14 protein-coding genes are annotated in these 20,099 nt (G+C 61.4%); 10 read left to right on the top strand and 4 right to left on the bottom strand.

Annotated features, from left to right (window positions below; all coding sequences use genetic code 11):
• Window position 1 precedes the first annotated feature (1 nt).
• The gene (locus AC5P5X_RS08570) at window positions 2-895 is read left to right on the top strand and encodes a recombination directionality factor (protein WP_099470514.1); all 894 of its coding nucleotides are present in this window, start codon (window positions 2-4) and stop codon (window positions 893-895) included.
• Window positions 896-1,138: 243 nt separating this feature from the next.
• Window positions 1,139-1,642, top strand: a complete 504-nt coding sequence (gene radC / locus AC5P5X_RS08565; RefSeq protein WP_099470515.1) for a RadC family protein — start codon at window positions 1,139-1,141, stop codon at window positions 1,640-1,642.
• Window positions 1,643-1,867: 225 nt separating this feature from the next.
• Here radC and AC5P5X_RS08560 read toward each other — a convergent pair whose 3' ends face one another.
• From AC5P5X_RS08560 to AC5P5X_RS08545, 4 genes are all read right to left on the bottom strand, one after another.
• Window positions 1,868-5,389, bottom strand: coding sequence for a DEAD/DEAH box helicase (locus AC5P5X_RS08560; RefSeq protein ID WP_111188967.1), 3,522 nt, complete (start codon window positions 5,387-5,389; stop codon window positions 1,868-1,870).
• Window positions 5,373-6,152, bottom strand: coding sequence for a Hachiman antiphage defense system protein HamA (locus AC5P5X_RS08555; RefSeq protein WP_099470517.1), 780 nt, complete (start codon window positions 6,150-6,152; stop codon window positions 5,373-5,375). Before AC5P5X_RS08555 ends, AC5P5X_RS08560 begins: the two co-directional genes overlap by 17 nt.
• 12 nt (window positions 6,153-6,164) lie before the next feature.
• Entirely contained in the window at window positions 6,165-6,971 is an 807-nt protein-coding gene (locus tag AC5P5X_RS08550; protein ID WP_099470537.1) for a restriction endonuclease, read from the bottom strand.
• 362 nt (window positions 6,972-7,333) lie between these two features.
• Complete coding sequence (locus AC5P5X_RS08545) at window positions 7,334-8,350, bottom strand: hypothetical protein (protein ID WP_099470518.1); 1,017 nt, start codon at window positions 8,348-8,350, stop codon at window positions 7,334-7,336.
• A 45-nt stretch (window positions 8,351-8,395) separates the two neighbouring features.
• On the opposite strand from AC5P5X_RS08545, the gene AC5P5X_RS08540 reads away from it, so the two are divergent.
• The 8 genes from AC5P5X_RS08540 to AC5P5X_RS08505 all read left to right on the top strand — a co-directional run bounded on the left by AC5P5X_RS08540 (window position 8,396) and on the right by AC5P5X_RS08505 (window position 19,690).
• On the top strand, window positions 8,396-9,853 hold the full coding sequence (locus AC5P5X_RS08540) for a competence protein CoiA family protein (protein ID WP_099470519.1): 1,458 nt from the start codon (window positions 8,396-8,398) through the stop codon (window positions 9,851-9,853).
• Window positions 9,854-10,044: 191 nt separating this feature from the next.
• Entirely contained in the window at window positions 10,045-10,290 is a 246-nt protein-coding gene (locus tag AC5P5X_RS08535; RefSeq protein WP_099470520.1) for a DUF4258 domain-containing protein, read from the top strand.
• Between the two features lie 2 nt (window positions 10,291-10,292).
• The gene (locus AC5P5X_RS08530; protein WP_111188968.1) at window positions 10,293-12,188 is read left to right on the top strand and encodes an N-6 DNA methylase; all 1,896 of its coding nucleotides are present in this window, start codon (window positions 10,293-10,295) and stop codon (window positions 12,186-12,188) included.
• On the top strand, window positions 12,185-14,365 hold the full coding sequence (locus AC5P5X_RS08525; RefSeq protein WP_099470522.1) for a type I restriction-modification system subunit M: 2,181 nt from the start codon (window positions 12,185-12,187) through the stop codon (window positions 14,363-14,365). Before AC5P5X_RS08530 ends, AC5P5X_RS08525 begins: the two co-directional genes overlap by 4 nt.
• 2 nt (window positions 14,366-14,367) lie before the next feature.
• Window positions 14,368-15,579 (top strand): restriction endonuclease subunit S, encoded by a 1,212-nt coding sequence (locus tag AC5P5X_RS08520; protein WP_258391081.1) that lies wholly within the window; start codon window positions 14,368-14,370, stop codon window positions 15,577-15,579.
• 72 nt (window positions 15,580-15,651) lie between these two features.
• Entirely contained in the window at window positions 15,652-15,987 is a 336-nt protein-coding gene (locus AC5P5X_RS08515) for a type II toxin-antitoxin system prevent-host-death family antitoxin (RefSeq protein ID WP_099470523.1), read from the top strand.
• A gap of 3 nt (window positions 15,988-15,990) precedes the next feature.
• Window positions 15,991-16,347 (top strand): hypothetical protein, encoded by a 357-nt coding sequence (locus tag AC5P5X_RS08510; RefSeq protein WP_099470524.1) that lies wholly within the window; start codon window positions 15,991-15,993, stop codon window positions 16,345-16,347.
• A 4-nt stretch (window positions 16,348-16,351) separates the two neighbouring features.
• Window positions 16,352-19,690, top strand: coding sequence for a type I restriction endonuclease subunit R (locus AC5P5X_RS08505; protein ID WP_111188969.1), 3,339 nt, complete (start codon window positions 16,352-16,354; stop codon window positions 19,688-19,690).
• Window positions 19,691-20,099: the final 409 nt, after the last annotated feature.

Raw genomic sequence — 20,099 nt, 5'->3', positions numbered from 1 at the left:
CATGCTGAAAGGCCTGGCAATCACGCCGCCCGTGGTTGGGCGGATCTCGATCGGCCGTGTGGTCGAGCGCAACGGCAAGCGCCTGCCGGAGAAGGATGACCAGTTCACTCTGACCAGTCAGGTGCAGAACAGGGAAGGGTGGATCCTGCACCCGCTCGACGAGGCCCTACGCAAGGATGCCGGCGGCAAGCTTCGATCGGTCCCGGTCCAGCTGCTGTTCGACGACCCGGCGTTGAACCTGAGGGCGGACTACTCCCTGTTCGACCGGAGTACGGGCAGGCCGGTGTGCGTGGGCAATGGAGAGACCAGCCGCCGGATGGCCAAGGAGGGCGTCACCCAGGAGTCCTGTCCGGGTCCGGACGCCTGCGCGTTCGCCATGGGCGAATGCAAGGCCTATGCCCGACTCAACGTACGAGTGGGGGAGGAGGACGAGCTGGGCAGCTTCGTGCTGCGCACCACGTCCTACAACACCATCCGCACGCTCGCGGCCCGGCTGCAGTACTTCCACGCCGTGTCGGGCGGAAGACTCGCCTGCATGCCCTTGGAGCTCAAGCTACGGGGCAAGTCGACGACGATGAGCTTCCGCTCAGCGATCTACTACGTCGACCTGGTCGTCCGCTCGGGGCTGACGCTGGAACAGGCCATTACCCAGGCGCGGGAGGTCGACCAGAGCCGCAGGGACGCGGGGTTCGATCAGGAAGCCCTGGACGAGGCCGCTCGCCGTGGGTTTGCCAATGGCGCGTTTGAGGACCTGGCAGAGGATGTCCCGGCCGTGGTGGAGGAGTTCTATCCGGATAGCCAGGAGCCGGGTTCCGGCGCCCCAGCGCAAACCAGCGACACCGTCAGCTTGCACGAGCGCCTTCAGAAGAAGGTCGCCCGTGCCGGCACCGCATGACGCCAAGCGAAGGAGGGTGCGATGACGAGGGTGATTGGCGCAGTGGTCGTCTACGGCTTCGCGTTGTACGGCTTTGGCAGGTTCCTGGTGTGGATGTACACCGCGACGGGGACGAAGTACTCACCCGGACACCAGGCGTCTCCTGGCGGCTGACCGGGCAAACACGAACAGCGATCGAAGGGGCGCCCGTGCGCCCCTTCGTCGTTTCCGGTCCTGTAGGGCCATCTTATAGATGAGGAAGCAATGGACAAAGACACGCCAGAGCACCTGTCGCTCTACGTGAGGAGCAAGTCACGCAGATACAAGGTCGCCAGCGGTGACGAGATCGTGGAAGCGGCACGAGCCGTGGTCGGGCAGCGGATGAGGCGAGGGGCGTCTTTCACCGATCCGAAGAAGGCAAAGGAGTTCTTTCGGGACAAGTTGTCGGGACTCCAGCGGGAGGTGTTCGCCGCAGCGTTCCTCGACAGCCGTCACCGCCTCATTGAGTACGCAGAGCTGTTCCAAGGAACGATCGACGGTGCTGAAGTACACCCCAGGGAGGTTGTTCGACACGCAATCCGGACGAACTGCGCCGCGATCATCATTGGGCACAACCACCCTTCTGGATCGGTTGAACCTTCCGCAGCGGATCGAGCTGTCACGGCGCAACTCAAACAGGTGCTCTCCTTGGTGGATGTGCGACTGCTCGACCACATTGTTGTGGGCGGTCACCAGACGACGGCCTTGGCTGAGCGTGGATGGGTGTGATGGTCATAGGCCAGACCCGGTGGGTGCTTGCCAGTCAATTCACCCGCCAGCCAATAGGGGCTGGCGGGCTGCCATCGGTAACCTACTTTTTTCGTTCGCGCGCATTCAGGCCACAAGACCAACAGATCGAACAACGATGCTCAGGTCCGATGAGACGGCTTTCGACCCGAAGCGGACGGTCGGCCAAGCATTTCACAGCGGCCCAAGGTGCCGGAGACTTGGCGGTTATGCGCCCGCCAGATCGTCGGGACCAAGATAAACGAGGTCGATCTTGCTGACATCTTGCGCCACCTGTGTGCGTAGCAGGCCCCTTCGATGGGAATTGAGTGCGTTCTGAACTGTACCTAGCGGAGTACCGTCTGGCGAAAGTACCCACGACCGACCTGCCCAATGGTGAATCTGGACAACGGTGCCGGGCGGCGGGGGCGCAGCCAACCACGTGATGCTAGCCCGATAGTGCCTATCGACCCATGTGAGCTTCTCGCTCGGCGTTAAGTTCTGTAAGAACTCCGTCCAAATCGGTCTCGTTTCTCTAGTTGGCCAGTCGGCCTGAGCGTTCCAAGCGGTGAGCACTTCTGCATTCAGCCATTGCCGCAGCTCCTTGCCCGTGGTGAAGGTCGCCCCGGTATCAGCGACTGCTTTGATTGCAGCCAGCCGCGAATTGAAGCCGGCCTGGATTAGGATTGATGCAGAGCGGTTGAGCGTGCCGGTCACGACTGCCGGGACCGCAAGGCCAAGTTCATGGTCTTCTAGGCTCAGTCCATGTGCGCCTACCTCATCGCCATTTGCGCTGGCGCGGACCCTAATTGCTTCCATTGCCCAGGGCAGCCGGTAAACAAGGGCTCCTTCAACAAACTGAAGCACTTCCGATGGCTGATCTCCGCCCAGCGCGGCCAGAGGCTGCCCCATCAGCCAAGCACGCAAGATGTCGCGCCAGTTCGCCGGCAGCGGGTCGGGTATGAAGGGATAGAATGTGAATACACGCTCAGCGAGAACGGTGATAGAGGTGATTGCGACTTCAGCGTCACCCTCAAGGATCGCGCCATTGGCTTGGATGAGAAGTAGGTTGACTTCGGAGGCTATGGCATCGAGGGCATGACCCGTCGTCAGACCGACGCCTGCCAGAAAATAGCCACGGCGTTGAACGGCCGTCGACTGATTCCAGATCAGCCGGCTACGGGAGGAAAGACCTGCCTTTAACAACTGCTGGAATTGAGTATCCAGACGCTCCAGACGTCGCTGCCACAGAGAAGATTGGAGGATGTCGTCCAAGGCAGCCTCGATCCCTTCATTGGGAATGTCGTTTTCCCCAATGAGACTGAGAATGGCTGTATCGAGTGTCGCAACGTGCCGCTCCCAATCAGCCAGGGCGCGATTCCGGTCTTCCGGCTCCTCATTGCGGATCTCGGGAAAGGTCCAGGCAGCGGCGCTGTTGACAACATAGTCAACGAGCTGATTGATGTCTCCGCCGATGCGCGCATGCATCCGCGTCAGCAGCACCGCGACCAACTGAACGAGACCGCTTTCCATATCGCGCGCACCAAGGTCGGTGATGAGCGCTTCCCAGTTCCGCCGCTTCTTGGGGATGTCGTCGAACATTGGGAAGAGGACGATGCCCTCGACGTCGACATAGGCGCGTCCGGCGCGCCCGATGACGTTCTTGAACTCGCTGATCTCGATCCGCTCGCCGGCGCGGTGGAGCGAATACATAATGACGGCGGTCGCCGACAGATTGAGACCTTGGGCCAGGGTAGGCGAGGATATGGTGACCTTGAGGACGTTCTCGCGCAGCAGGCGCTCTACCTCCTTGCGATAGGCCGTCGGCAGGGCGCCATGGTGAAGAGCGACGCCGAGACGCAGGCATTTGAGGATGGCGCTGCCGGCGCCTAGCCATTCCTCGCCCAGCGCGATCGCGGTGTTTAGCACGTTAGGATCGGCCTCGAGCAGCGTGCGCAGGGCGCCGCGCTCATGCAGATCGACGATGACGTCGGCGAACGGCTCGACGCTGCGCCGCTCGGGGCAGAAAACGAGGACGGTCTGACCGTCGTCAACAAGCCGCCAAGCGGTCGCAAGGCAGAGTTCGCGCTGGTCGTCGGGAAAGAGCCGAGCGCGGCGACGCTTTGGTGGAATCCAGTTGGGCGGGGCAGCGCCGGTAAGGAAACGCTGGACCCAGGGCCTCTCGTCGCCGACGTGGAGGTTGAGTCGCGCGGTTGGCGACGTCCAAACAACCTCGCCGAACCGTAGCCGGGTCGGCCGCCAGTCATTCTTGATCAGTCCTCCCGGATGATCACGGCGGAGCCAGCCGGCGAAGTCATCGAGCTGGTCGCCATCGGGCAGGATGGCCGAGAGGCAGACGATTCGGCGCTCTTGAGCATCAGCACGACGCAGAAGCCGCTGAATCTGCACCTCGTAGCGAACTTCGCGCTCGTTGAGGCCGATCATGTGCCCTTCGTCGAACACCAGCAGGCCGACATCATCGAGCAGCGAAGGATCGTTACGGAGCGCGAAGTCGAGCTTCTCTGGCGTCGCGACGACGATGTCGCGCTCGCGAATCGCGTCCTCGTCGAAGCCGCTAATGCCGATGCTGCCATAGAGGGCCGAGATGGTCTTGCCGAGGGGCCCGAAGGTCCGTTGGAGCGTGGTTTCGGTCTGCGCCGACAGGGCGCGCAGCGGCGTGACAAACACGACCCTCTTGCCTCCGGCTAGGCAGCGCAGGATGCATAGCTCGGCGATGCGGGTCTTGCCGGCGCTTGTCGGCAGCGACACGACGAGGTCGTCTGATTGGTCGACAGCGCGTGCGGCCGCCTCGGTCTGTGAGGGCCATAAGTCGATCTCCGCCTTCGCCCGACGTTGAAGCAACGCGATGAATAGCTCGCGCAGACGCGGCCAGTCGGCCGCAACTCCACCAGCGGACTGAATCGGGACCCTTTCGTGGAACGTGTTCGTCCAGAGGTCCGAAAGCAGGTGGATCGCAACGCGATGCGCCCACCATTGGGGCAACATGTTCATCTCGCTGCAGATCGTCAGGCTTACGCGAAGCCGCTCCAACGCCTGATCGACGAGCACTCGCTCACCGCGTTCGAGCGCGAGAAAATAAAGAGACATGGCGGCCATGAAGGCATCAGTGAGCGCGGCATCCAGACTTTCGAAAAGGAAGTCGTCACCACCGGCGTCGGGCTGCACGGCAGCGCCCTCCGCTTGGTCGAGGTGGGCCTGTATCTCAGTGGCGATCCGGGCATCGCTGCCTTGGCCGGAGACCCGGTAGTCGAGAGTGCTGCTGCGTAAGGCACTGAAATTCCTTCGCATCAACTGAGCCAGCGCCCGCTCGATCGGTGAGAAATTCTCATCTGCCTCGACGATTGCGAGCAGTGAATAGGCGCGTGCGGACAGGTGCGCAAGATGATAGGCGGCCGCAGCCATAACGAAGTGGAAATCGCGATCGGTCTCCTGGCGGTTGCCTTTTGCCATCACCGCTTCAAGAGCCGTGGCAGCCTGTTCGAATGCCGCGCGAGCCTGAGTGTGATCGCTGCCGACCTCACGAAGGCGCAGGCCGAGGCCGAGCAGGGCATAGGCATAGCTGTGCAGGTCGTAGCTAAGCTGCGGTGCGAAGTCCGGCGCGTCGGGCGGAAGGGTGCCATCACGCCAGATGATCGCGCGGGCCTGCCCGCGAGCGAGCAGTCGGTTCCGAAAGCCGGCGGCCGTCGCCTCGGCGATATCTGCGGCGATGGCCTCAGGGGTTGTTGGCATCGGCGATCACTCGATCGTAAACAGCGCCGATAAAGGCGCCATGCCCTTCCACGCGAAGTCCGATCATCCATTGATTGATAGGCCCGGCATATGTCTGCAAGGAGGCGGCTAGCAGTGCGTCCGGGGCATTGCCTGAGAATGTGAAAAGCAGATGCTGGACACTCTGCAGCGGGATGCCATGCTTGAGCAGCGCATCGTCGATTGCATCGGCTAACTGCAGATTGCCGAGCTCTAGGAGGCGCGCGGAAACAAACTGCAGTGCGTGCGCCGAGGGCAGTCCTCCATCTTTGTCCAGCCCGGCGCGGGCTTCGGTCAGGACTTGTGCCGTCAATGAGGCGCGACTCTTTGCTTCCGTTTTCAGGAAGCGAAGACGTTGAGACTGAGGGTCCTGCAGGATGCCAATCACGTCGTCGCCACGCATCGCCATATTGCGATGGTCTTTCCAACGCAGGCGTTTGATCGGCGCCCTGTAGCCACCGCTGTGAGCATCGATCCATTCCGTCGCGTAGATCTCGCCGAGGTCGCCGGACCGAATCTGCTTCGTGGTCGGCAGTTTGCCTTCGATCAGGGCCGCGGTCGCGGGCTTGCCGAGCCGCACGAATGCGCGTGCCAATTGCTCTTCTGAGGCGTAGTGCGAGGGCACGATAGCTGCCGTCGCCTCGATGCCGACCCCTAGGCTAGGGGCCTGCCCGGTCATCACACGCCGATGGTGGATCCCCACCATCGTATCGACCGAAATGCACCAATGATGAAACTGGGCCATCCTCGCTCCTAATTAGTACGAAAAAAGGTCGCGTACGCGTATGAACGGTGCGCCGGTTTCTGCGGCGCGGCGGACTTTGCGTTCGAGGACTTGAGTGAGCGGGATTTCACGGTTGAGCATCTCGTAGAGGTCGAGGCCGTCCATGCAGATGACCCGTTTGCCGCGTCCAAAGGCGGCGAGGCCGTCTTCGGTGAAGCCGCTGTTGCTGACGAAGAGGCCACGGGTCCAGGCCGCTTTCTGCTCGATCTTGCCGTGAAAGGTGTGCAGTTCGGCGACGCCGATCGGCGGGCCACACCATTTTGCTTCGAGCAAATAGATCTCGCTCGCGAGTTGAAAGCTGCCGTCGATCTGTTCGCCGCGCAGTCGGAACGGCTCTTGGGCAGCGAGTCCGAAGGCGTCGAACAACCCTTTGAGGAAGCCCTCAAACGCATAACCGCGCGCATGCGGCGCCAAGACCGATACCTGCAGTAAGTCCGCTTTGATCTTGGTAATGGCCGCGCGGTCGACGGTAAGAGACTGGGGGCTTTTTGAAGGCCGCGACGGTTTGGAGTCGCCCGTTAAGCGGCTGATCAGGCCTTGATAGCGGGCCTGGGCATTAGTGACGGGGTCGGCGCCGCCGGAGCGGGTCAGATACTCGCTGCGATGCTCCCAGAGCGCTTCTAGAGTGCGAACGGCGGTCTCATCATCGCAGGTCTGAAGGAAATGGCGGAGGCGCTTACCCTTCGAGCCGCCATTGACCGCGTGCTTCGGATCGTCGATGTTGACCTTGAGTTCGGAGGCGAAGAAGTCCGAGAAACTTCTGTCGGAAAAATCCAACACGAAGCCTGGGCCCCGGACGAAGTCGACGAGGTCGTCAATTAGACGTAGGTCAATGGATCGAACCGAACTGATGAAGCCCCCCTTCCCTGAAAGCAGCCTTGAGAAGCTGTGGATTGCATCTTGAAGCATCGCAATCTTCGCAATAATGTCATCTCACGAAGGCCATGTCTCGTCAAACATCATTGGTACCGGCGCTAGTCACTACACACGTGAACCCTTGACCCGCGTCTTGAATGTCCGCTTCTGGCCGAAAGCCTCCTTCCGGGGGTTGCTGATCAACGTCGACCTGCTGATTGTCGACGGTTGGCTGGTTTGAGTGATCAGCCCCGTGAGTCTGCGCAGTCACCGGATCGCATCTCAGCTTAGTCTTGCGTTGCTGCTACCAGAGGCCTCCCCACCAGGCGCACCGGGTCGAATGAAAACACGTGCTCCAGCGGCGCATCATGGCAGCGACCAACCAGCCGGTCCGGAAACGCCGCCCGCCCGGAGTCCAGGTCGACCTCGGCCGAGCAGATCGGACACGTGCCCCAGTGGCGAACGACAGCAAACTCACGGGATCTCAGCTTCCGCCCCGGCACCGGCATGGTGCGAAGCTGTCCGTAGAGCTCGCTCATCGCCAGATAGGACGGCCCCGCCATCGTGACTCGCTGCGTCGGCAGGCGGAACACCGGCAGCGACACCCACCACAGCCACCCAGTAATCAGCATCGCGAGACCGAGCTGGGCTGGCGCGGCGGTGGTCACTGGCTGGCCCTTTGCCCATGAGGCGTACAGCCACCACCAGACGAGCCCAATCAGGGCCATGTTCAGGACGACGCTGCCGATGAGCACGTAGCCGCGCCATGACTGCACGGGGAACGGCCTGCTGCCCACCGTCAGCCTCAGCCACAGGGCTGGCTTGACGGGATCCATCTGGTAGCGAACCAGGGTCGAATCGATCTGTGATGAGGCGCTGTCCTCCTCAGGCTCCGCCTCAATGGTCCGGTGAAATTCGAAGGACAGCCTGGAGGGCAGCCCGCGGCCCCCGCCTTTCTTGACCACGAGGTGTGGCGTCAGGGAGCAGCCTTCCTGAGCGCACCTCTGGCGGATCTGTTCCTGGCGTGATCCCCACCAATTCTCCAGCTCGGTCGCCCGGAACGCCTTCAAGGAGGTATCCCCAGCCCCTTCCAGCTCCTGAAAGAGCGCCCGAAGGGTCGTGGTGTCCGTGTCAGGAGGCGGTTCACCGCGCGAAACAGCGGTCAGGGTCGTGTCCACGACCTCCCGAAGCACTCGAGCATTGCGCTGCTGGCCCCCCTCCCGATCCAGCCAATCAAGCGCCAATTGGAGGGATTTGACCTCTGGATTACCCGTTTGGGCGGGTTTGGAGCTGTTTTCGTCCATGGTTTGCCGCGAATTTTTGCTTTCCCTCCGATCAAGGAAAGCACCATGGATACCATCCCAGAGCCGTTCTCACTCCGCAATCCGTCCGGCAACCCGCAGGCGCGGCGCGGCGGGTTTCGAGTCCCGTTCGGGCTGAAAGACGGCCGGATCTGGGCACCGAGCGAGGTGCCAAAGGGCAAGGCGTGCGGCTGCGTCTGCCCGGCGTGCCATGCGCCCCTGGTCGCAAAGGCCCAGGAGAGCAGGCGCAAGCGCCCCCATTTCGCCCACCTGACCGACACCGGCTGCCAGACCGGTCGCGAAACCGGGATCCATGAGCGGGCCAAGCAGCTGATCGCCGATCACCAGCGGCTGGTGGTCCCGGCTTGGACCGGCGACCCCATCGACATGCCAAACCCGCCGCGTGCCCGGGACGAGGATGGGCACCTCCATTGGGGGCGTCAGGTTGACCGACCGGCCTGCAGCATGGAGCTGCGCGACATTGAGATCGAGCGATCGTTCGGCACCTATACGCCCGACGTCGTTGGCAGGGATGAAGTCGGCGAGCTCCTGATTGAGGTTCGTGTGACCCATGCCGTGGGCGACATCAAGGCGGAGCGAGTCCAAGCCCAGGGCCGGAGGATGGTCGAGATCGACCTTTCCCAGCTGCACCGGGACATCCCCCATGATCTGGCGGCCTTCGAGCATGCGGTGCTCGATGACGCTGCCAACCGCAGCTGGATCTCGTGCCCCGAGGCAGTCGCGGAGTGGGAGGCCTACAAGCTGGAGCTGGAGGAGCAGGTTGCGGCAAGAAACCGGGAGATCGCTGAGCTGCGGAATCAGATGGTCAAGGCCGCCAAGGCTCGCCAGGAGCGCGAGGCGAGCCAGGCCAGGGACAAGGAGGGTCGGAGGTCCTACGTGCGCCGACAGAAGCGTGCACAACACGCCGCGGATCTGGGGCAGCTGATGGAGCTGACATCGCCTGAGCGAGTCGACGGGCTTCTACGCGAGTACCGGATCAGTGCAGAAGGCCGGGTCAGTGAGCTCCTGGACTCCGTTTCCCCGGCGGTTCGGTCTGCCTGTCTCCGCGCCCACGAGGATGCCTGGATCTTCGGCGTGGATCCGGCGCTTTGGCAGCTCCTGGCCCACTGTCATTTCGTGGCACAGCGGCGACCGGGTGACCGGTTCAACCAGAGGGACGTCGCCGCCTGGGTCCGCCGCAGCTTCCATCCCGAGCGGGAGCTGTACAGGCTCTTCGTCGCCCAGTACGCCAATCGGGCCGAGGCCCAGCGCGCGGGATTTCGCAAGCGGCGACTGGCCTACTGGGTGTTCACCGATGAGGAGAACGACCGGATCCCGAACTTCTACTCTCCCGTCAACGACTTCATCGACCGGCTGGAGTCCGCTCGAGTCATCCGGAAACTGCCGGCGCCCAAAGGCGAGTGTGAAGTCCTGGCGCCGCCGTCGACGGGGTTCATGCCTGCAGCGGCAGTTGGAACGGGGCTGTCTCCGGGGGGCTGGAAGTAGGAGTAGGTGGCCTCAGCCCAGCTTTTTTCTTTTTGTTTCAATGGGATAAGGTGATTGCGTCGTTGTTGACTACGCCCGAAAAGATGAACAAAAACTAAACAAAAGTATGGCAGTAGGAAATTACTGCAGAATTGCAATTGACCTACTTCTACTCGCGGTGCAATCTACGCTCAACAGCGGAGGGCACTGCAATGCACAAGACAAGGCATTTTCAGCAGCGGATGGGCCAGCGGGGCATCAATCAGGCGATGATCGATCTGGTGCTGGGGTACGGCGAGAATGAGGGCGACAAGGTCGTCCTGAGTCGCAAGAAGTCGGAGCAGCTCCGCGAAGCGCTCCGCACTCTCATGAAGATCATGGACAAGGGGGGACTGGTGGTCGTTGCCGAAGGCGACGCCCAGATCACCACGTACAACTACACGGGCAGGGGGCACTGATCATGGCCAAGGACAATGCCGGGCAGGTCCTGTTACAGGTGCAGGAACACTTCCGCAGCACCTCTCTCCGCCCCGATGAATCCAGGCTGCTGGCGTTCCAGTTGCTCACCTGGGCGCATCTGTCGGCTAAGGGCAGGCTTGCTGCCGATGTCACGCTTGATACCGCTCTGGCCCAGGGAGGCGTCGATGGGCTGCTGAGCGTACTCAAAAAGCTGTTCTGGCAGCCCGGCGCGCTGGGCGTGGCGTTCTTCAACGCCACTCGATACGTCGAGCAGGCAAATGATGCGGTCTTCGCCGCGCTTAGAACTGTGAAGTACCTGGTCGACGGTGGCGTGTTCGAGAGGTTCGCGTCGGTCGATGTTGCCGGGGACCTCCTTGGTGACGCCTTCGAGGGTTTCGATGTGCCGGTTGAGCTGGCACGTCTGATGAAGGACCTGGCGATCGATGAATCCACGCAGTCGGCATACTTGCCCTGGGAAAATAGTGGCCGGCTTGTCGGTGTGCTGATGGATCATTCCAGCCTGCGCGTCCACGCTGAAGTACACGCGGGATCGCAGATTGCTGCATTGCTGGCCCTGTTTCGTGATGCGCCTACAACAGTTGCGTCAAGCGATCCGCTGCGCGCGCCCGCAGCAGTCCATGGGGGACACCTGGAAAGGTTCGATGCAACCTTGTCGATTCCCCCGATAGGAATGACGAGCGGCGTCGATGACGTGGTGATGCAAGACATCTACAGCCGTTTCCCTGCGGCCAAGGCGAGCACGATGGGCCTGATGGTGCAGCACATGGCAGCCCAGACGGACGGGATCGCCGTGATTGTTGTTCCGAACAGTTTTCTGTTCAGTTCGGGCAAGGATCGGGATGTTCGCGATTACCTGTTGAAGCAGGGCTGGGTCGAAGCAGTCATCGCGATGCCCAATGGAGTTTTCCAGTCCAGTGGGCTGGGGACATCCATGCTTGTGCTGAACACGCTGGCATGCCATCGCCGCGTTGGGTTCGTGGATGCATCGCTGCCGCATTTCCATGCGCCGGTGGGGAAGGGGCGGGTGGTGCTGCAGAACACCGACTTCATTCGGGACTTCTGCCTGAGCCTGAGGGGCGAAGCTGACACCAAGGCACCCGCTCAACGCCAAGAGGCGGGCTCGTATGCGGAAATGGTCGGCGCGGATGAAATTTTCGCCAACGATGCCACGCTGGATGTCGGTCGTTACGTGATTCCAAAACAGCAGCGCGAAGCGCAAGCGCGCCTGGAAACCCTGCCAACCGCAACACTGGAGGATGTGGTCCGCATCCTCATTCCGGTCTCCAACAGGGATCGCGGAGTGGATGTGGCAGAAGGAGTCGAGGTTCTCGAAGTTGGGGCCGCCGATCTGCCCAGCACCGGCTACATCCACACTCCTGAAAAGAGCGTGAGAGTGCGCTTGGCGACCAAGCGTTCCGGCAATCCAATGGACATCTTCCTGCGGCCGCGTGATCTGCTTTTGGTCGTGAAAGGCACCGCGGGCAAGGTCGGCATCGTGCCGGACAACGTGCCGCCACCGGGAGAGGGCGGCTGGATCGCAGGGCAATCGTTTGTGGTCCTGAGGGGGGAGAGGCCTGAAGTGGACCTACGTGGCTTGGGCTTGTGGCTGCGATCGAAGATGGGCCAACAGGTGTTGGAAGGCATCAAGACCGGCGCAACCATTCCGATGATGTCCATCAGCACGCTACGAAAGCTCAAGGTATTTGCACTGAACGCGTCCCTGGCCGATGCGGCGGTCGATATTCTGGAGAGAGAAAACGAACTGCAGAGGCAGATCGAGGGTTTACAAGCAGAGCAAGCCGAGATCGCCGAGGACTTCTGGACTGAACTTCTCGCAGAACTGCAGCAGACGCACAAGGATCAGAACACCGCATGAACATCCAGCGACTCGAAGGCGACCTGTGGCAATCAGCAGACGACCTCCGCGCCAACTCCAAGCTCACTGCCAGCGAATACTCGATGCCGGTGCTGGGGTTGATCTTCCTGAGACACGCCAGCAACCGTTTCAACGCCTACCTGCCGGACATCGCCGCCGGGATCGACCCCAAGGTTCCCGCGTCGCGGCGGGAGGCGCTCATCAAGCTGGGCTTCCAGGGCAAGGCCGCCATCTACCTGCCGGAAGCCGCGCGCTTCGAGCACATCGCCAGCCTGCCGACCGGTGCCAACGTAGGCGAGGCGATCGATGCAGCCATGGACAGCATCGAAGCCGAGCATGAAGTCCTGCAGGGAGCACTGCCGCGCGGCTACGCCGCGTTCGAGCCGGACCTGTTGGCACGCCTCATCAAGATCTTCGACGGGGAGGCGATCCGCAACGCCACTGGCGACGTGTTCGGGCGCATCTACGAGTACTTCCTCAACAAGTTCGCCATGACCGGGGCCCAGGAGGGCGGCGAGTTCTTTACCCCGCCATCCCTGGTGCGGATGATCGTCAATGTCATCGAGCCCGACCATGGCCTGGTGCTGGACCCAGCTTGCGGATCAGCGGGCATGTTCGTGCAGTCCGGCCACTTCATTGAGAGCCATGGACAGGATCCGCTGGATGCCGGCGTGGTCTTCCATGGGCAGGAAAAGAGCGATACCAATACCAAGCTGGCCCGCATGAACCTTGCGGTTCACGGCCTGGATGCCAGCAATATCCGCCAGGGCAACACCTTTTACGACCAGATCGAACCACTGATTGGCGAGTGTGACTTCGTGATGGCCAACCCTCCGTTCAACGTGGATGGGGTGGAGACCAAGAGGGTCGAAGGCCAGGTTGCGCCCGATGGCCGCTTGCCATTCGGCCTGCCAGGTTTGGCTGCCAAGACCGGGGCGATCTCCAACGCCAACAGCCTCTGGATCCAGTACTTCTACGCGTACTTGAATCCGACGGGCCGTGCCGGGTTTGTGATGGCTTCCAGCGCCTCGGACGCCGGGAACAAGGACAAAGAGATCCGCGAGAAGCTGGTCAACACCGGCCACGTGGATGTAATGGTCGCCATCGGCAACAAGTTCTTCTATACCCGCACTCTGCCTTGCACGCTGTGGTTCTTCGACAAGGGCAAGCCGGAGTCGCGCAAGGATACGGTGCTGATGCTCGATGCGCGCAATGTGTACACGGTGGTGTCGGCGCGATCGCATGTGTTCAGTGAGGAGCAGCTCGCCAACCTCAACGCCGTGGTGTGGCTTTATCGCGGACAAGGGGACAGATTTGCCGCCCTGGTAGCCCGCTATCAGCAGCATGCAGATGGATGGCTGAAGGTGCTGCCAGAGCGCCTGAAGGCTGACACGGCGGCAATCGAATCGCTGGCGCGCCACCTTACTGTGTTTGCTAAGGACGCGACGCTGACCGAACTTAACGACGGTGTGGATGACGAGGCCCGGATCGATGAAGCGACGCTGGAGACCTTCAGGGAAGAACTTGACGCGGCTCGGGAGGGCGGCAAGGACATCGGGCAAGCCGTCGCAGACCTTGAAGCGGCGGTGACGATCGCATGCAAGGCGATTGCAAAGGCCAGGTCAGAAAAGCTTGCCAGTGTGAAGGCCGCGCAGGCCGTGCTGGAGGACCTTGCGCCTCATTTGAAGTCCACGGCTCGGCAGCTTGAGACTCGGCACAAACAATGGCTGAGGCTGTTGGACAAGGCTGAGAAGGAGCTGCGCGCGCGCAAGAGCGACGCGTTCGATGCCAAGGCCATCCGCGACGCCAGGCGCGCCTTGCTAGCCGCCGACCAGAATCGGAGAGAAGAGGCTACGGTGCGCGATCTGGCGTTGGAGGCGCTGAAACGGACCAGCTACTTCATCGCGCAAGCGCACTGGCTGCTGTCACGCTTTCCTGACGGTGTATTCGTGGACGTTCCGGGCCTGTGCGCGGCCGTCACCCGTGAGCGCATCAAGCAGAACGATTGGTCGCTCACGCCGGGGCGCTATGTCGGCGTCGCGCCGATCATCGAGGATGACGAGGAGGGGTTCGTCGACCGGATGCGGACTATCCATGACGAGCTGGCGGAGTTGAATGAGAGGGCGTCCGAGCTTGCGGCGACCATTAGCGCCAACTTCAAGGAGCTGTTGGCGTGACGATGCTGTCGGAGTGGATCGAGTTCAATCCCAGGGTGCAGATGGAGAAGGGCAAAACGTACCCGTTCGTGGGTATGGATGTATTGCTGCCGGGTAAGCGATTTGTGAGCGCAGAACAAGAGCGAAAGTTCACGGGAAGCGGTGCAAAGTTCTGCAATGGAGACACGCTATTCGCGAGAATTACACCGTGCTTGGAGAACGGGAAGATCTCTCAGTTCATTGACGAGCGTGGTGAAAATGGGGCGTTCGGATCCACCGAGTTTTTTGTTCTTCGTGCGATTCCCGGAAAGTCGACGCCAGCATACGTGTACTATCTTTCGCAAACGGACTTGCTCCGCGGGGTGGCGATTAAGAGCATGGTTGGTGCGTCGGGACGCCAGCGAGCAGATGTGCAGGTGCTCCGGGAGCTTCAGTTGGAAGCGCCGACGCTGGAGGTGCAAGTGCGGATTGGCAGTGTACTTTCGGCGTACGACGACCTAATCGCCACCAACCAGCGCCGCATCGCCCTGCTGGAGGAAGCCGCCCGTCGCCTTTATCGCGAATGGTTCGTGCACCTGCGCTTTCCGGGCCATGAGACCGTCAATGTGATGGATGGCGTTCCGGAAGGATGGGCTAGAACTGCTTTCTCCGATGTTGTACAGATCAATCCGAGAACACCGTTCGAGAAGGGTGTCGAACGCCCATTTGTCGAGATGGCCGCATTGTCCGAAAGGTTAATGGTGGTTGGGGAGCGCTCGTGGCGAGTCATCAGTGGCGGAGCGAAGTTCAGGAACGGTGACACGTTGCTGGCGCGTATCACTCCTTGCATCGAGAATGGAAAGACCGGGTTCGTCCAATTTCTGGAAAGCGACGATGCGGTTGCCAGTGGATCGACAGAATTCATCGTGTTGCGAAGCTCAAAGGCCAATCCGTGGTGGGTTTATTGCACGGCACGTGAGGAAAATTTTCGCGAGCATGCGATCCGCAGCATGTCCGGCTCCGACGGCCGACAACGCGTGAACACCGGCTCGTTCTCGCAATTTGAGGTGCTGCTGCCGCCCCAGAATGTGCTCGAACAGTTCGCCGCGATGGTGGCGGATTCGTTTACTCAGGTGGAGCAACTGACCAATCAAGTCAAGACGTTGGCCAAGGCTCGTGACGCCCTGCTCCCCAAACTGATGAGCGGACAGCTGGACGTCTCCGGCATCCCGCTCCCGGACCTGAAGGCTGCGTAGCCACAATAGGTGAACTTGCCAAACATCAATGAATACATTAAGGTATTCATCCGAATAGTGTCGGAGCTAGCCATGCCCATCACCTCACAGGACATCGTGCCCTTCAACAAGGTCCGCGCCGACCTGACCCGGTTGGCTGATGAAGTGCGCGCGGGTCACGAAAAGATCATCACTCGCAACGGCGAGAGCTACGTGGCGCTGGTGGATGCCCGCAAGTTGGACTATTACCACCGGCTCGAACGCGAAAAGCTCGCCCGGACCAACTCCCAGCTTGGCCTGTTGAATGACGTTGCCATCGGCTTGCAGGACCTCCGTGCGGGTGAGCCGGGCATTCCGGTGGAGGAGGCCAGGGCGCGCTCGCAGGCCCGGCTGGACGCGGCGATCGCCACTCGTAAGGCGGGCACCTGACGCATGGGGGTCTTCCTGGGCGCGGCTTACGAGCTCAGATTGGACGAGGCTGTCGCGCATCTGCTGGACGTTGGCGCGGATGCCGCGGCGCAGGCGCTGCTGGACCAGGCCTACGAGGCCCTTCCCAAACGTCTGGCGCAGGCACCGCGTATCGGACGCGAGTTCATCGTCCGCAACCCCGAAACGTCCGAGGTGCTCGCTGCCTGGGCGGCCGTGCGTGAGCTGCTGGGCGATGACATCGAGCTGCGCGAGTACATCCTGGGAGACTACCTGGCGCTGTATGTCATCCATCAGGATTGCATCCATCTGCTGACGCTGCGCCATCACCGCCAGTGCGGCTTCGATTTCAGCGAGGGGTGAGGGGATGAACGCAAGGGGGGATTACAGCGAAGACGGGATGATCCAGAAGCACGCTGCTGCGATTCTGGACGATCTCGGCTGGACATCGATCCATGCCCAGGCTGAAACCGAGGACAGGCCGCATCTCACCGGGCGCAGCAGCTTTACCGAGGCAGTGCTCAAGCCGGACCTGCGGGCAGCGTTGGAACGCCTGAATCCCGGCCTGCCGGAGGAGGCTTACCAGCAGGCCATCGATCAGGCGACCGCACACGACCATGCCAAGACTTTGGTCGCGATCAACCAGGACAAGCACGAGCTGTTGCGCAACGGCGCGCTGGTCTGGTTCAAGGACCGGGCCGGACGCGCCGTGGAGCGCCGCCTGCGGCTTGTGGACTTTAGCGAGAGCGGGCTGGACAACAACACTTTCAAGGCTGTGCGCGAGCTCTGGGTGCGCGGCTCGAAGAACTACCTGCGCCGTGCCGACCTGGTGGGTTACGTCAATGGCTTGCCGCTGGTGTTCGTCGAACTCAAGCGCTTCGATGTGGACTACAACGACGCCTACAAGAAGAACTACCGCGACTATCGCGGCACCGATGAATCCGGCAAGCAGGCCGCGATCGAAGGCACCATCGAGCAGCTGTTCCACTGGAACCAGTTCGTGGTCTTCTCCAACGGTCATGTCGCCAAGTACGCCAGTATCACGGCCACGCCGGAGCATCATTACCAATGGAAGCGGCTGGATGAGAACGACCCAGAACCGGCCAAGACCACGATGCAGCTCCCGATCCTGCTGCGCGGCATGATGGACAAGGCGCGGCTGCTGGATATCGTCGAGAATTTCGTCCTGTTCGATACCAGCGAAGGCAGCGCCAGCAAGATTGTTGCCCGCAACCACCAGTACCTGGGGGTGAATCGCGTCATCGCTCGCCTGCAGTCGGACGATGAGAAGGCAAAAGCCGAACTGGCGAAAGGTCAGCTCGGCGTGTTCTGGCATACGCAGGGCTCAGGCAAGTCATACTCCATCGTGTTCCTGACCGAGAAGATCAGGCGCAGGGTGTCAGCGGCTTATACCTTTGTGGTCGTCACCGACCGCACCGAGCTGGACGACCAGATTGCCGGCACCTACACCCACTGCGGGCGTGCCAACGCGAAGCATGACCAGGCCCAGACCGGCGCCAGCCTGAGGGCAATGCTCCGGGACAGCAATCGCAGCTACGTCTTCACCCTGATCCAGAAGTACCGGGAGCGCGTGACCGAGCCCTATTCGGAGCGCGACGACATCATCGTAATCAGCGACGAGGCGCACCGCAGCCAGTACGGGCGCCTGGCCCTGAACATGCGCAAAGGACTGCCCAATGCCAAGTTCCTCGGCTTCACCGGTACGCCACTGATCGAGGCGGCGGAGAAGCAGCTGACCCGAGAGGTGTTTGGCGACTACGTCTCCGTTTACGACTTCCAGCGCGCGGTCGCCGATGGTGCGACCCTGCCGCTGAAGTACGAGAACCACGGCGAGAAGCTGAAGATCGTTGATGACGATCTGAACGAGAAGATCACCCGCTATATCGAGGAAGCCAGGCTCGGAGCGACGGCGGAAGACCCTTGGACGGACGAGAAGGAGGATAAGCTCTACCGGACCTTGGCCAAGGAGTACTCCATCTTCACCTCGCCCACGCGCCTTGACGCGGTGGCGGAGGATTTCGTCAAGCACTACTCGCAGCGCCGCAATGCCGTGGCCGGCGGCAACAGCAAGGCGCTGATGGTCTGCATAGACAAGATCACCTGCGTGAAGATGTACGACCTGATCGCTGACAAGTGGAAGGTACTGGGCGACGTGCTGGAGAAGGAGCTGGTTGCCGACGAGTTGGCTTATACCGCCAAGTTCCCTGATCGCCCCTTCCCGAAAATCATGCAGCAAAAGCGTGAACGCCTGGAATGGATGCGCGAAACCGAGTTCTGCGTGGTGGTCTCCAGCGAGCAGGGCGAGGTGGAGGAGTTCAGGAAATGGACCAACCATCGAGGTGAGCCGCTCGAAATCGCGCCCCACCGGGCAAAGATGACCTCACGCAACCTCGAGAAGGACTTCAAGAAGGCCGAGAACCCGTTCCGGGTCGCCGTCGTCTGCGCGATGTGGCTGACCGGCTTCGACGTCAAGTCACTGGCCACCCTGTACCTGGACAAGCCGATGCAGGGCCACACGCTGATGCAGGCGATTGCCCGGGTCAATCGCGTCGGCGGGGGCAAGGCGAACGGCCTGATCATCGACTACAACGGCATGATCAAGAGCCTGCGCAAGGCGTTGGCGACCTTCGCCCAGGGCGACCGTGACGGCAGGGTCGAAGTAGGAGAAGGCGAGGATTCAGGCTATTTGGAGGACGACAGCCAGGGCATTGCCGAGTATGCGGAGAGCATTCGGCACGCGACCGAGTTCCTGGCCGACCTCGGGTTCGAGCTGCAGGACGTGATCGATGCCCAGGGCATGGACAAGGGCGAGAAGATCCTGGAGGCGTGCGACTTGCTCGCGGCCAGCAATGAGCGACGAAAGACGTTCATGGTGATCGTGGAGGACGTTGCCGCCAAGTACAGGGGTCTGTTCCCGAATCCGGGCCTGTTCGCCTATGACGCCCAGGAGAGCGCCCTCAATGCCATCTACAACAAGCTGCAGGCAGCACGTACGTCGCCGGACATCACCGGGTTGCTACAGGGCTTCTACGACGTGGTGGATCTCGGGATCGGCCTGGAGCAGAGGGCCGGTAAGGCACCTGCACAGTTCGATCTGAGCACCATCGACTTCGATCGTTTGCGGGTTGAGTTCCAGAACATCAAGCAGAAGAACCTGGTCGCGCTGAACCTCATGGAGAAGATCGACGAGCGACTCAAGGCCATGCTGGAGGAGAACCCGACACGGGTCGACCTGTACGAAAAGTTCCAGCGCATCGTGGCCGAGTACAACGCCGACAAGGATGAGGCCGAGATCCAGAAAGTGATGGGGGAACTGTTCGCCACCCATGACGAGATGGACGAGGAAGCCAGGCGCTTTCAGCGGGAAGGCCTGGAGACCGAACAACAGCTTGCTGTGTTCGACCTGCTGCGGAAGAAGTCACTCGGCCGGAAGGATCGCGAGGCGGTCAAGAGGGCGGCCGTCGAGCTGCTGGCCAGGCTGGAGGAGCGCAATCTGCTGATGGGTCACCTGCGCGACATGGCTGCCAAGCAGGCGCAGTTGCGCCACGAGATCGAGAACCACCTGTGGGCCAGCGGAATGGCCGACATGGGCTATTCCGAAGACGAGGTGGTGAGCAAGGGCGATGCCGTGTTCGCGTATCTGTTTGCCGGTGCTGCCAGCGGCAGTGCGCGGATGCTTCACTGACGCGAGTCAGTAGGCCTCCCCTCAGGCCAATATCGTCGAAGATCTGGCTAAGTTGCTGAAGTGAGTAACTCTCGCCATCTGTCTTCAGTTCCACGAACCAGTGAAAGTAATTTTTCACCCGCGTAACACTACCCTATGAGCAGGGATAGATTCGATGAGTGGTAATCCACAGTAATCAGTCCTGGGTTGTCCCCATAGTGATAGGGGGCAAAGCCTTCGCGCACTTACCGTTTCCTCACGGATCATTTCAATTGCTCAAGACCGGCCAATGGACCGGCCAGCCTTTCGTAGACATCCGGTTGCCATAATTGATGGCAATGACCGAGGTGTTTATGGGCAACAGCAAGCAGTACACGGATGAGTTCCGGGCAGAGGCGGTGAAGCAGGTGATCGAGCGTGGCTTCACGGT

Source organism: Stenotrophomonas sp. YJH_SMC_91, assembly GCF_059368495.1.
The sequence above is the reverse complement of the archived record's forward strand: the minus strand, read 5'-3'. Positions and strand labels throughout refer to the sequence as shown.

What these genes read in the sequence shown, in the direction of transcription:
- AC5P5X_RS08570 (WP_099470514.1), top strand. Translation starts at nt 2, where the DNA reads ATGCTGAAAGGCCTGGCAATCACGCCGCCCGTGGTTGGGCGGATCTCG.
- radC (WP_099470515.1), top strand. Translation starts at nt 1,139, where the DNA reads ATGGACAAAGACACGCCAGAGCACCTGTCGCTCTACGTGAGGAGCAAG.
- AC5P5X_RS08560 (WP_111188967.1), bottom strand. Translation starts at nt 5,389, where the DNA reads ATGCCAACAACCCCTGAGGCCATCGCCGCAGATATCGCCGAGGCGACG.
- AC5P5X_RS08555 (WP_099470517.1), bottom strand. Translation starts at nt 6,152, where the DNA reads ATGGCCCAGTTTCATCATTGGTGCATTTCGGTCGATACGATGGTGGGG.
- AC5P5X_RS08545 (WP_099470518.1), bottom strand. Translation starts at nt 8,350, where the DNA reads ATGGACGAAAACAGCTCCAAACCCGCCCAAACGGGTAATCCAGAGGTC.
- AC5P5X_RS08540 (WP_099470519.1), top strand. Translation starts at nt 8,396, where the DNA reads ATGGATACCATCCCAGAGCCGTTCTCACTCCGCAATCCGTCCGGCAAC.
- AC5P5X_RS08535 (WP_099470520.1), top strand. Translation starts at nt 10,045, where the DNA reads ATGCACAAGACAAGGCATTTTCAGCAGCGGATGGGCCAGCGGGGCATC.
- AC5P5X_RS08530 (WP_111188968.1), top strand. Translation starts at nt 10,293, where the DNA reads ATGGCCAAGGACAATGCCGGGCAGGTCCTGTTACAGGTGCAGGAACAC.
- AC5P5X_RS08525 (WP_099470522.1), top strand. Translation starts at nt 12,185, where the DNA reads ATGAACATCCAGCGACTCGAAGGCGACCTGTGGCAATCAGCAGACGAC.
- AC5P5X_RS08520 (WP_258391081.1), top strand. Translation starts at nt 14,368, where the DNA reads ATGCTGTCGGAGTGGATCGAGTTCAATCCCAGGGTGCAGATGGAGAAG.
- AC5P5X_RS08515 (WP_099470523.1), top strand. Translation starts at nt 15,652, where the DNA reads ATGCCCATCACCTCACAGGACATCGTGCCCTTCAACAAGGTCCGCGCC.
- AC5P5X_RS08510 (WP_099470524.1), top strand. Translation starts at nt 15,991, where the DNA reads ATGGGGGTCTTCCTGGGCGCGGCTTACGAGCTCAGATTGGACGAGGCT.
- AC5P5X_RS08505 (WP_111188969.1), top strand. Translation starts at nt 16,352, where the DNA reads ATGAACGCAAGGGGGGATTACAGCGAAGACGGGATGATCCAGAAGCAC.